At 43.0% G+C, this 13,793-nt stretch carries 8 protein-coding genes and 1 other annotated feature (1 of these 9 running past the window's edge); all 8 genes read left to right on the top strand.

Annotated features, from left to right (window positions below; genetic code table 11):
* Nucleotides 1-55: a sequence feature (ribosomal protein L10 leader region), on the top strand; it begins 92 nt to the left of the window's first position.
* A gap of 80 nt (nt 56-135) precedes the next feature.
* The 8 genes from rplJ (at nt 136) to tuf (ending at nt 13,662) form a co-directional block, all read left to right on the top strand.
* Entirely contained in the window at nt 136-696 is a 561-nt protein-coding gene (gene rplJ, locus ACIRUQ_RS10890; protein ID WP_055290312.1) for a 50S ribosomal protein L10, read from the top strand.
* 82 nt (nt 697-778) lie between these two features.
* Nucleotides 779-1,156 carry a 50S ribosomal protein L7/L12 gene (gene rplL / locus ACIRUQ_RS10885; RefSeq protein ID WP_021740500.1) on the top strand — a complete coding sequence of 126 codons (378 nt, stop codon included), beginning with the start codon at nt 779-781 and terminating at the stop codon, nt 1,154-1,156.
* Between the two features lie 182 nt (nt 1,157-1,338).
* Entirely contained in the window at nt 1,339-5,199 is a 3,861-nt protein-coding gene (locus ACIRUQ_RS10880; protein WP_404856489.1) for a DNA-directed RNA polymerase subunit beta, read from the top strand.
* A gap of 18 nt (nt 5,200-5,217) precedes the next feature.
* The gene (gene rpoC / locus ACIRUQ_RS10875) at nt 5,218-8,916 is read left to right on the top strand and encodes a DNA-directed RNA polymerase subunit beta' (protein WP_055290313.1); all 3,699 of its coding nucleotides are present in this window, start codon (nt 5,218-5,220) and stop codon (nt 8,914-8,916) included.
* A 230-nt stretch (nt 8,917-9,146) separates the two neighbouring features.
* A complete protein-coding gene (rpsL, locus tag ACIRUQ_RS10870; RefSeq protein WP_022035453.1) occupies nt 9,147-9,566 on the top strand; it encodes a 30S ribosomal protein S12 in 420 nt (139 codons plus the stop codon).
* A gap of 198 nt (nt 9,567-9,764) precedes the next feature.
* Complete coding sequence (gene rpsG / locus ACIRUQ_RS10865) at nt 9,765-10,235, top strand: 30S ribosomal protein S7 (RefSeq protein ID WP_022035452.1); 471 nt, start codon at nt 9,765-9,767, stop codon at nt 10,233-10,235.
* Nucleotides 10,236-10,250: 15 nt separating this feature from the next.
* Entirely contained in the window at nt 10,251-12,368 is a 2,118-nt protein-coding gene (fusA, locus tag ACIRUQ_RS10860; protein ID WP_055290314.1) for an elongation factor G, read from the top strand.
* A gap of 106 nt (nt 12,369-12,474) precedes the next feature.
* Nucleotides 12,475-13,662: an elongation factor Tu gene (gene tuf, locus ACIRUQ_RS10855; protein ID WP_044964739.1), complete on the top strand. Its 1,188-nt coding sequence runs from the start codon at nt 12,475-12,477 to the stop codon at nt 13,660-13,662.
* The last annotated feature ends 131 nt before the right edge of the window (nt 13,663-13,793 follow it).

Below are 13,793 nucleotides of genomic sequence, written 5' to 3'. Positions count from 1 at the left end.
GTAAAATGATGATTCTCTCTCTGTCTGCATGGCAGGGGGATTTTTTTATGTAGCATGGAAAGTGATTACTTCCTATGTGAATGGATTCCCGTTTTCGTCTGAGGAAACAAAATTTAAGAAGGAGGTGCACGATTCGTGGCAAAAGTAGAACTGAAACAGCCTATCGTTCAGGAAATCGCAGATCAGATTGATGGTGCACAGTCTGTTGTAGTTGTAGACTACCGTGGACTTACCGTATCTGAGGACACACAGTTACGTAAAGAATTAAGAGAAGCTGGTGTTTCTTATAAAGTATATAAGAATACATTAATGAATTTCGCATTCAAAGGCACTGATTTTGAAGCACTTGCACCGGTTCTTGAAGGACCAAACGCAATTGCAATCTCAAAAGAAGATGCAACAGCTCCGGCAAGAATTCTTGCAAAATTTGCTAAAACAGCTCCGGCACTTGAGATTAAAGCTGGTGTTGTAGAAGGCGATTATTATGATGCAGCAGGAATGCAGACAATCGCAAGCGTTCCGTCCAGACAGGATCTTCTTTCTAAATTACTTGGAAGCATCCAGTCTCCGATCACAAACTTCGCTCGCGTTATCAATCAGATCGCAGAGCAGGGTGGCACTGCAAACTGCGAGCCAGCAGCTGCTGAAGAAACAGCAGAAGAAGCTCCGGCAGCAGAAGAAGCACCGGCAGAATAATCCGGTCACTAAGTTGCATCAGGCAGCTTAAAATATGAAAACAAAAAAAGATGAAAATATCGAAAATTGGAGGTAAAGAATAATGGCAAAATTAACAACCGCAGAATTTATTGAAGCGATTAAAGAGTTAACTGTTTTAGAGTTAAATGATCTTGTAAAAGCATGTGAAGAAGAGTTTGGCGTATCTGCAGCAGCAGGCGTTGTAGTTGCAGCAGCAGGCGGAGACGCAGCAGGCGCAGCTGAGGAGAAAACAGAGTTCGACGTTGAGTTAACAGAGGTTGGCCCGAACAAAGTTAAAGTTATCAAAGTTGTTCGTGAGTTAACAGGTTTAGGCTTAAAAGAAGCTAAAGCTGTTGTTGACGAGGCTCCGAAGATGGTTAAAGAGGGTGCTGATAAAGCAGAAGCTGAAGACATCAAAGCTAAACTTGAGGCTGAAGGCGCTAAAGTTACTCTTAAATAATTTTATAAAAATTATTCGCACCAACCGGGAAACCGGTTGGTGTTTTTTTTGCCCGAAAAGTAAAAATAATCCTTGACTAGAAAAAGGGCATGTGCTATTATGGTAAATGCACTATTGTGGTTTGATGGGGCTTTGTGCGCCCTTTTCAGGGATAGAAAAAGAAAACGAGAGGTGAAGCGTCAATGGAGAAAAACAGGATACGTCCGGTCATAAACGGAAAAAGTTTGCGTATGAGTTATTCGAGACAAAAAGAGGTTCTGGAAATGCCAAACCTGATTGAGGTTCAGAAGAATTCCTACAATTGGTTTTTGGAAGAAGGACTCAAAGAAGTGTTTGCGGATATTTCGCCGATTGCTGATTACAGTGGACATCTGAGTCTGGAATTTACAGACTTTACATTGTGCGAAAAGGATGTAAAATATTCCATTCCAGAGTGTAAAGAGCGTGATGCGACATATGCAGCTCCTTTAAAAGTAAAGGTAAGACTTTATAATAAAGAAGCAGACGAGATCAACGAACATGAAATCTTCATGGGTGATCTGCCGCTGATGACAGAGACAGGTACATTTGTAATTAACGGTGCTGAGCGTGTTATTGTAAGTCAGCTTGTTCGTTCCCCGGGTATTTATTATGGAATCGCCCATGATAAAATTGGAAAAGAATTGTATTCCTGCACTGTTATTCCGAACCGTGGTGCATGGTTGGAATATGAGACAGACTCTAATGATGTCTTCTATGTTCGTGTTGACCGTACCCGTAAAGTGCCGATCACAGTTCTGATCCGTGCACTTGGTATTGGTACAAATCAGGAAATTATTGATCTTTTTGGTGAGGAACCAAAGATTATTGCAAGTTTTGGAAAAGACGTTGCTACAAATTATCAGGAAGGTCTTTTGGAATTATATAAGAAAATCCGTCCGGGTGAGCCGCTTTCTGTAGAAAGTGCAGAGAGTCTCATCATGGCTATGTTCTTCGACCCGAGAAGATATGATCTGGCAAAGGTTGGAAGATATAAATTTAATAAAAAATTAATGCTGAAAAACCGCATCAACGGACATGTACTGGCAGAGGATGTTGTGGATCCGAGTACAGGTGAAGTGCTGGCAGAAGCAGGTCAGAAAGTTGACCGTGAACTGGCAGATACAATCCAGAATGCGGCAGTTCCGTATGTCTGGATTCAGACAGAAGAGCGTAACGCAAAAGTTCTGTCCAATATGATGGTTGATCTGCGCCATTATGTAGATGTGGATCCGAAAGAAGTCGGTGTTACAGAGCTGGTTTATTATCCAGTGCTGGCACAGATTCTGGAAGAAAATGCAGAATTGGAAGAAATCAAGGATGCAATCCGCAGAAACATCCATGATCTGATTCCGAAACATATTACAAAAGAAGATATTATTGCTTCTATTAATTATAATATGCATCTTGAGTATGGCATTGGTAATGATGACGATATTGATCACCTTGGAAATCGTCGTATCCGTGCGGTAGGTGAGCTGCTTCAGAACCAGTATAGAATTGGTCTTTCCCGTCTGGAGAGAGTAGTTCGTGAAAGAATGACTACTCAGGATCTTGAGACAATCACACCACAGAGTCTGATCAATATCAAACCGGTTACAGCTGCTGTCAAAGAATTCTTTGGTTCTTCCCAGCTGTCACAGTTTATGGATCAGAACAACCCTCTTGGTGAGCTGACTCACAAACGTCGTCTGTCTGCATTGGGACCAGGTGGTTTGTCCAGAGACCGTGCAGGATTCGAGGTTCGAGATATTCACTATTCTCATTATGGAAGAATGTGTCCGGTAGAGACTCCTGAGGGACCGAACATCGGTCTGATCAACTCTCTTGCATCTTATGCAAGAATTAATGAGTATGGTTTTGTTGAGGCACCATATCGTAAAATTGATAAAACAGATCCTAAGAACCCGCGTGTAACAGATGATGTTGTATACATGACAGCGGATGAAGAGGATAATTACCATGTAGCACAGGCGAATGAGAAACTGGATGAAAATGGATACTTTGTTCGTAATTCTGTATCTGGTCGTTACAGAGAAGAAACACAGGAGTACGACAAGACATTATTTGATTACATGGATGTATCTCCGCAGATGGTATTCTCGGTTGCTACCGCACTGATCCCGTTCCTTGAGAACGACGATGCGAACCGTGCATTAATGGGAGCAAACATGCAGCGTCAGGCTGTACCGCTTCTGACTACAGAGGCACCGGTTGTCGGTACAGGTATGGAGCCGAAGGCTGCTGTCGATTCCGGCGTTTGTGTTGTTGCAAAACGCGCCGGCGTGATTGAACGTGCATGCTCCAATGAAATTACAATCAAATACGACGATGATGGAAGCAAAGAGACCATTAAACTGACAAAATTCTCTCGAAGCAACCAGTCTAACTGCTATAACCAGAGACCAATTGTGTTTAAAGGAAACCATGTAGAGGCTGGACAGGTTATTGCTGATGGTCCGTCTACTTCAAACGGAGAACTTGGTCTTGGTAAGAATCCGTTGATTGGATTTATGACATGGGAAGGCTATAACTACGAGGATGCTGTACTGTTAAGTGAGCGTCTGGTTCAGGATGATGTTTACACATCTATCCATATTGAAGAGTATGAGGCTGAAGCTCGTGATACAAAACTCGGACCGGAAGAAATTACAAGAGACGTTCCGGGTGTCGGTGACGATGCACTGAAAGATCTGGATGAGAGAGGTATTATCCGTATCGGTGCCGAGGTTCGTGCCGGTGATATTCTGGTTGGTAAAGTGACTCCGAAAGGAGAGACTGAACTGACAGCTGAAGAGAGACTGCTTCGTGCAATTTTTGGTGAAAAAGCCAGAGAAGTACGTGATACTTCCTTAAAGGTACCACATGGTGAGTACGGTATCGTTGTAGATGCAAAAGTATTTACCCGAGAGAATGGTGATGAGTTATCACCGGGTGTGAACCAGGCTGTTCGTATTTACATCGCTCAGAAGAGAAAAATTTCTGTTGGTGATAAGATGGCTGGCCGTCATGGTAATAAGGGTGTCGTTTCCCGTGTACTTCCGGTAGAAGATATGCCATTCCTGCCGAATGGACGTCCACTGGATATCGTATTAAATCCGCTGGGTGTACCTTCCCGAATGAATATCGGACAGGTGCTGGAGATCCATCTGAGTCTTGCAGCAAAAGCACTTGGATTTAATGTTGCAACACCAATTTTTGCCGGTGCAAAAGAGACTGATATCATGGATACTCTGGATCTGGCAAATGATTATGTCAACTTAACATGGGAAGAGTTCAAAGAGAAACATGAGCAAGAACTGCTTCCGGAAGTTCTTGATTACCTGTATGAAAACAGAGAACATCGTGAACTCTGGAAAGGTGTTCCGATTTCTCGTGATGGAAAAGTAAGACTGCGTGATGGACGTACCGGTGAGTATTTTGACAGCCCGGTAACTATCGGACACATGCATTACCTGAAACTGCATCATTTGGTAGACGACAAGATCCATGCACGTTCTACTGGTCCTTACTCTCTTGTTACACAGCAGCCTCTGGGTGGTAAAGCTCAGTTCGGTGGACAGCGTTTTGGAGAGATGGAGGTATGGGCACTTGAGGCTTACGGTGCAGCATACACACTGCAGGAAATCCTGACAGTAAAATCCGATGATGTTATTGGCCGTGTAAAAACTTACGAAGCAATTATCAAAGGTGATAATATTCCTGAACCGGGTATTCCTGAGTCCTTCAAGGTATTGTTGAAAGAGTTACAGTCTCTTGGTCTGGATGTGACTCTGGAAGACGAAAATGGTGAGGAAGTAAAACTGCTTGAAACAAGCGAATATGGAAATACAGACCTGAATGCTATTATTTCCGGAGATAGAAACTTCAATTATGAAGAAAAAGAATCTTTTGGAGCAATGGGCTTCTCAAAACAGGAATTTAATGAAAATGAAGAACTGGTTGATGTAGAAGAAAATCAGGATGATTCCGATACAGATGATTTTATGGATGCATTTGACGATAGCATTCTTGATGAAGAATAAGAGGAAGGAGCGTTGTAAATGCCAGAAACAAACAATAAAGAAGTCGGCACAAACATAGCGTTCGATGCCATCCGCATCGGATTGGCTTCACCGGAAAAAATATTGGAATGGTCCCGGGGCGAAGTAAAAAAACCGGAAACCATTAATTATAGAACTTTAAAACCAGAAAAAGACGGTTTGTTCTGTGAACGTATTTTTGGACCGAGCAAAGATTGGGAATGCCACTGCGGTAAATATAAAAAAATCCGTTACAAAGGCGTTGTCTGCGATCGATGCGGAGTTGAGATTACAAAATCCAATGTTCGTAGAGAGCGTATGGGACATATTGAGCTGGCTGCTCCGGTATCTCATATCTGGTACTTTAAAGGTATTCCTAGCCGTATGGGATTAATCCTTGATATTTCTCCTCGTACGTTGGAGAAAGTTCTGTATTTTGCTTCTTACATCGTTCTGGATAAAGGCGAGACAGACCTGCAGTATAAGCAGGTTCTGTCCGAGGCGGAATATCAGGAAGCATACGAGAAATACGGAAATACATTCCGTGTGGGTATGGGAGCTGAATCTATCAAAGAACTTCTGGAAGCAATTGATCTGGAGAAAGATTCTGTAGAACTGAAAGCTGCATTAAAGACTGCTACAGGTCAGAAACGTGCAAGAATCATTAAAAGACTGGAAGTTGTAGAAGCATTCCGCGAGTCTGGCAACAGACCGGAGTGGATGATCATGACAGTTATTCCGGTTATTCCACCAGATTTACGTCCGATGGTACAGTTGGATGGTGGACGTTTTGCGACATCCGATCTGAACGATTTGTATCGTCGAATCATCAATCGTAACAACCGTCTGAGAAGACTGTTAGAACTCGGTGCACCGGATATTATTGTGCGCAACGAGAAACGTATGCTTCAGGAAGCTGTTGATGCACTGATCGATAATGGTCGTCGTGGAAGACCTGTTACCGGTCCTGGAAACAGAGCATTAAAATCTCTGTCTGATATGCTGAAAGGTAAATCCGGACGTTTCCGTCAGAACCTGCTCGGTAAACGAGTTGATTATTCCGGACGTTCCGTTATCGTAGTTGGACCGGAATTAAAGATTTATCAGTGCGGTTTGCCGAAAGAGATGGCAATCGAGTTGTTCAAACCATTTGTAATGAAAGAACTGGTTGCAAACGGAACAGCACATAATATTAAGAGCGCTAAGAAAATGGTAGAGAAACTTCAGACAGAAGTATGGGACGTTCTGGAAGAAGTTATCAAAGAGCATCCGGTTATGCTGAACCGTGCTCCTACACTGCACAGACTTGGTATTCAGGCATTTGAACCGATTCTGGTAGAGGGTAAAGCAATTAAACTGCATCCGCTCGTTTGTACCGCATACAATGCCGATTTCGATGGTGATCAGATGGCTGTTCATCTTCCGCTTTCTGTGGAAGCGCAGGCAGAGTGCCGGTTTATGTTACTGTCACCAAACAACCTGTTAAAACCGTCCGATGGAGGTCCGGTAGCCGTTCCTTCTCAGGATATGGTACTTGGTATTTATTATCTGACTCAGGAGAGACCAGATTCTCTTGGTGAGGGACATTACTTCAAAAACTTGAACGAAGCAATTCTTGCATATGAGAATGGCTATGTAAAATTACACTCCAGAATCCATGTACGTGTAACAAAGAAAATGGCAGATGGAACAGAAAAGACCGGAACGGTTGAGTCCACATTGGGACGTTTCATTTTTAATGAGATTCTTCCACAGGATCTTGGTTTTGTGGACAGAAGCATTCCGGAGAATGATCTGGTTCTGGAAGTTGATTTCCATGTAGGTAAAAAAGGATTGAAACAGATCCTTGAGAAAGTTATCAACATTCATGGTGCTACCACAACCGCTGAGGTTCTGGATGACATCAAAGCAATGGGTTATAAATACTCCACAAGAGCTGCTATGACCGTATCCATTTCCGATATGACCGTACCGGCGAAGAAGCCGGCACTGATCAAACAGGCTCAGGATACTGTGGATCTGATTACAAAGAACTATAAGCGCGGACTTATTACAGAAGAAGAACGTTACAAAGAGGTTGTTGAGACTTGGAAAGAAACCGATGATGAGCTTACACATGAGCTGTTATCCGGACTTGATAAATACAACAACATCTTCATGATGGCTGATTCCGGAGCCCGTGGTTCTGATAAACAGATCAAACAGCTGGCTGGTATGCGTGGTTTGATGGCCGACACAACTGGTAAGACAATTGAGTTGCCGATCAAATCAAACTTCCGTGAGGGACTGGATGTATTGGAGTACTTTATGTCTGCACATGGAGCTCGTAAAGGTATGTCCGATACAGCACTTCGTACTGCCGATTCCGGATACCTGACCAGACGTCTGGTTGATGTATCACAGGATCTGATCATTCGTGAGACAGATTGCTGTACAGACAGAAGTGAGATTGCAGGAATGTATGTAAGTGCATTCATGGATGGAAAAGAGGAAATCGAAAGCCTTCAGGAGCGTATCACAGGACGTTTTGCCTGCGAAGATATCTGCGATGCAGATGGAAACGTATTGGTGGCAGCAAATCATATGATTACACCGAAACGTGCAGCTCTGGTTATGAGTAAAGGTGTAGATGAGAACGGAGAACCGCTTGAAAAAGTTAAAATCCGTACAATCCTTACCTGCCGTTCCAAAGTCGGTGTTTGTGCAAAATGCTATGGCGCAAATATGGCAACCGGTCAGGCCGTACAGGTTGGTGAGGCAGTAGGTATCATTGCTGCTCAGTCAATCGGTGAGCCGGGTACACAGCTTACGATGCGTACATTCCACTCCGGTGGTGTTGCAGGTGATGATATTACACAGGGTCTTCCTCGTGTTGAGGAGCTTTTTGAGGCAAGAAAACCGAAAGGACTTGCCATTATCACAGAGTTTGCCGGTGTTGCTAATATCAAAGATACAAAGAAGAAACGTGAGATCATCGTTACAAGCCCGGAAACAGGTGAGACAAAAGCATACCTTATTCCTTACGGTTCCAGAATCAAGATCACAGACGGTGCTTTCCTTGAGGCTGGTGATGAACTTACTGAAGGTAGCGTAAATCCACACGATATCCTGAAAATCAAAGGTGTTCGTGCAGTTCAGGATTACATGCTTCAGGAAGTTCAGCGTGTATATCGTCTGCAGGGTGTAGAAATCAATGATAAGCACGTTGAGGTTATTGTTCGTCAGATGTTGAAGAAGATCCGTATTGAGAATAACGGAGACTCTGATTTCCTGCCGGGAACAATGGTTGATTTCCTTGAATATGAGGAAGAAAATGAAAAGTTAGCTGCAGAGGGAAAAGAGCCGGCAGAAGGAAAACAGGTACTGCTTGGTATTACCAAAGCTTCCCTGGCTACCAACTCATTCCTGTCAGCTGCATCCTTCCAGGAGACAACAAAAGTTCTGACAGAGGCAGCAATCAAAGGTAAGATTGATCCATTGATCGGTCTGAAAGAGAATGTAATCATCGGTAAACTGATTCCGGCCGGAACAGGAATGAAGAGATATCGTTCCATTCATCTGGATTCCGATATTGATGAGAATGCAGAACTTGATGTAGACGATTTAATGGGTGAAGATATTTTCACTGAAGAAGATGTGGAAATCAATGAGACAGATTTAGATTCTGATAACGATGTTACTGATGAGATTCCTGTGGAAGAAACAGTGACAGAAGAGTAAGCAGAACAAAAATAATACTATATAGAAGAAGCGGTGTCGGTGATGACACCGTTTTTTCTGTCTTTCTGATAGAAAAATACGTGAATTGTATATGTTTATGTATAAAAACAGAAAAAATGGTAAAATTTAAAAAAGATGCTTGACAAGTGCGAAGTCAGTCACTATACTATTTTAGTGTGCATAAAAGTGCACAGGAAACTTTTTTACAAAATATACAGGAGGTGAATAGAATGCCAACATTTAATCAGTTAGTAAGAAAAGGTCGTCAGACAACTGCAAAAAAATCTACAGCACCTGCATTACAGAAAGGTTACAACTCTTTACAGAAGAGACCTACAGATGCATCTTCTCCGCAGAAGAGAGGTGTTTGTACAGCAGTTAAGACTGCAACCCCGAAAAAACCTAACTCAGCTCTTAGAAAAATTGCCAGAGTTCGTCTTTCTAACGGAATCGAAGTAACAAGCTATATTCCGGGTGAAGGTCATAACTTACAGGAGCATAGTGTTGTTCTGATCCGTGGTGGTCGTGTAAAAGACTTACCAGGTACAAGATACCATATCATCAGAGGAACACTGGATACAGCAGGCGTTGCAAACAGACGTCAGGCTCGTTCCAAATACGGCGCTAAGAGACCGAAAGCAGGCAAATAGGACCTGTAAAAGACCAATAGTATCACAAACAGAACTATTGTAAGTGTTGGAATTCTTTTTATCGACGATAACAGATAAAGATAGATGTTCCCAGCATGAACACATTAGAAAGACACATGTGAGTACCGTTGAATTAATCGATTAAGAAACTGCTGTGAAAGACAGCAAGCCAAGACCATGATTAAGGAGGGAAGTACCGTGCCACGTAAAGGACATAATCAGAAAAGAGAAGTTTTAGCAGATCCTATGTACAATAACGTAGTAGTTACAAAGCTTATCAACAACATCATGTTAGATGGTAAGAAAGGTGTAGCTCAGAAAATTGTATACGGAGCTTTTGATCGTGTTGCAGAGAAAACCGGAAGACCGGCTCTCGAAGTATTCGAAGAGGCTATGAACAATGTTATGCCTGTACTTGAAGTAAAGGCTAGACGTATCGGTGGTGCAACATATCAGGTGCCGATCGAAGTAAGACCGGACAGACGTCAGACACTTGGACTGCGTTGGTTAACAATGTTCTCCAGAAAAAGAGGAGAAAAAACAATGGCAGACAGACTGGCAAATGAGATTATGGATGCAGCTAACAATACAGGCGCATCTGTAAAACGTAAAGAAGACATGCACAAGATGGCAGAAGCAAACAAAGCATTCTCCCATTTCAGATTCTAAGAGGAGGAAATCACCATGGCAGGAAGAGAATATCCGCTTGAGAGAACCAGAAATATTGGTATCATGGCTCATATTGATGCAGGTAAAACTACATTAACAGAGCGTATCCTTTATTACACTGGTATTAACTATAAAATTGGTGATACTCACGAAGGTACTGCTACCATGGACTGGATGGAGCAGGAGCAGGAGAGAGGTATCACAATTACTTCAGCTGCTACAACATGTCACTGGACACCGCAGAAAGAAAATAAACCTGCACCGGGTGCGAAAGAGTACCGTATCAACATCATTGATACTCCAGGTCACGTTGACTTTACAGTAGAAGTAGAGCGTTCCCTTCGTGTACTGGATGGCGCCGTTGGTGTCTTCTGTGCAAAGGGTGGTGTAGAGCCTCAGTCAGAGAACGTATGGCGTCAGGCAGACACATACAATGTACCACGTATGGCATTCATCAATAAGATGGATATCCTTGGTGCAAACTTCTACGGAGCAGTAGACCAGATCCGTGAGCGTTTAGGTAAAAACGCAATCTGCTTACAGCTTCCAATCGGAAAAGAAGATGACTTCAAAGGAATCATCGACTTATTCGAGATGCAGGCTTATATCTACAACGATGAGAAAGGTGAAGACATCAGCATTGAGCCGATTCCGGAAGATATGCAGGATGAGGCAGAGCTTTACCATGACGAGTTAGTAGAGAAAATCTGCGAGTTAGATGATGATCTGACAATGATGTATCTGGAAGGCGAAGAGCCGTCCGTTGAGCAGTTAAAAGCTGTTTTAAGAAAAGCTACATGTGAGTGTACAGCTGTACCGGTTTGCTGTGGTACTGCTTACAGAAACAAAGGTGTACAGAAACTGTTAGATGCTGTCGTAGAATTTATGCCGGCACCGACAGATATTCCAGCTATCAAGGGTGTTGACCTGGATGGTAATGAGATTGAGAGACATTCATCTGATGATGAGCCGTTCTCCGCTCTTGCATTCAAGATCATGACAGACCCGTTCGTTGGAAAACTTGCATTCTTCCGTGTATACTCCGGTACAATGAATTCCGGTTCTTACGTACTGAATGCAACAAAAGATAAAAAAGAGCGTGTTGGACGTATCCTTCAGATGCACGCTAACAAGAGAACTGAGCTGGACAAAGTTTACTCAGGTGATATCGCAGCAGCAGTTGGATTTAAGATCACTACAACAGGTGATACAATCTGTGACGAGCAGCATCCTGTAATCTTAGAGTCCATGGAGTTCCCAGAGCCAGTTATCGAGCTTGCTATCGAGCCGAAGACAAAAGCTGGACAGGGCAAGATGGGTGAAGCTCTTGCAAAACTTGCAGAGGAAGATCCTACTTTCCGTGCTCATACAAACACTGAGACAGGCCAGACAATCATCGCCGGAATGGGTGAGTTACATCTGGAAATCATCGTTGATCGTCTGCTTCGTGAGTTCAAAGTAGAGGCAAACGTTGGTGCTCCTCAGGTTGCTTACAAAGAGACATTTACAAAACCTGTTGATCAGGAATACAAATATGCAAAACAGTCCGGTGGACGTGGTCAGTACGGACACTGTAAAGTTAAATTCGAGCCGATGGATGCAAACGGTGAAGAGACATTCAAGTTTGAGTCCGCAGTTGTTGGTGGTGCCATTCCGAAAGAGTACATCCCGGCAGTTGGAGAAGGTATTGAAGAAGCAGCTAAGGCTGGTATCATTGCTGGATTCCCGGTTGTAGGTGTTAAAGCTACAGTTTACGACGGATCTTATCATGAGGTCGATTCCTCTGAGATGGCATTCCATATTGCCGGATCTATGTGTTTCAAAGAGGCTATGCAGAAAGCAAGCCCGGTTCTTCTTGAGCCGATCATGAAAGTAGAAGTTACTATGCCGGAAGAGTACATGGGTGACGTAATCGGTGATATTAACTCTCGTCGTGGACGTATCGAAGGTATGGATGACCTTGGCGGTGGAAAGATCGTTAGAGGTTATGTACCGCTGGCAGAGATGTTTGGATACTCTACAGACTTACGTTCCAAAACACAGGGACGTGGTAACTACTCAATGTTCTTCGAGAAATATGAGCCGGTTCCGAAGTCTGTACAGGATAAAATTATTTCCGCAAAAGCAAAATAAAACTTGAAATACTTTGACCTTTTTAATATAATCGAAGTATCGAGTGATAAGATTCAATTAAGAATTATGAATGCCGAAGGCATACAATTTTAAGGAGGACGCAAAAATGGCAAAAGCTAAATTTGACAGAAGCAAACCACATTGTAATATTGGTACAATTGGACACGTTGACCACGGTAAAACAACTTTAACAGCTGCTATCACTAAAGTATTAGCTGAGAGAGTAGAAGGAAACGAGAAAGTAGATTTCGAGAATATCGATAAAGCTCCGGAAGAGAGAGAGCGTGGTATCACAATTTCTACAGCTCACGTTGAGTATCAGACAGCAAAACGTCACTATGCACACGTTGACTGCCCAGGCCATGCTGATTATGTTAAAAACATGATCACTGGTGCTGCTCAGATGGATGGTGCTATCCTTGTAGTAGCTGCTACAGACGGTGTTATGGCTCAGACAAAAGAGCACATCCTTCTTTCCCGTCAGGTAGGTGTACCTTACATCGTTGTATTCATGAACAAATGTGATATGGTAGATGATGAGGAGCTGCTTGAGTTAGTAGAGATGGAAATCACAGAAGTTCTGGAAGAGTATGACTTCACAGACTGCCCGATCATCAAAGGTTCTGCTTTAAAAGCTCTGGAAGATCCGATGGGCGAGTGGGGCGATAAGATCATGGAACTCATGGATACAGTTGATGAGTATATTCCGGATCCGCAGCGTGCAACAGATCAGCCATTCCTTATGCCAGTAGAGGATGTATTCACAATCACAGGTCGTGGTACAGTTGCTACAGGTAGAGTAGAGCGTGGTACTCTTCACATCAACGAGGAAGTTGAAATCGTTGGTATCAAAGAGGAGATCCAGAAAACAACTGTTACTGGTATCGAGATGTTCCGTAAACTGTTAGACGAGGCTCAGGCTGGTGATAACATCGGTGCATTACTTCGTGGTATTAAGAGAGAGGACATCGAAAGAGGTCAGGTTCTTACAAAACCAGGTACAGTAACATGCCATACAAAATTCACAGCTCAGGTTTACGTACTGACAAAAGATGAGGGTGGTCGTCATACACCGTTCTTCAACAACTATCGTCCGCAGTTCTACTTCAGAACAACTGACGTAACAGGTGTTTGCAACCTTCCAGAAGGCACAGAGATGTGCATGCCTGGCGATAACGTAGAGATGACAATCGAGCTCATCCACCCAATCGCTATGGAGCAGGGTCTTACATTCGCTATCCGTGAAGGTGGACGTACTGTAGGATCAGGACGTGTTGCTACAATCATCGAGTAATCACGAATAAGCATAAATTAAGGACTTCCAGAAATGGGAGTCCTTTTTTTGATACGAAAATGATACTAATTTTTTACAATAAAATGATTTAAACGTTCAGTAGTTTATTGACAGTTACTTGGGTAAAGAGC

The organism is Eubacterium ramulus, from assembly GCF_045002895.1.
GTDB classification, from domain to species: Bacteria; Bacillota; Clostridia; order Lachnospirales; family Lachnospiraceae; genus Eubacterium_I; species Eubacterium_I ramulus.
Note: the sequence above shows the minus strand (reverse complement) of the source record. Positions and strands in the feature narration are given on the sequence as shown.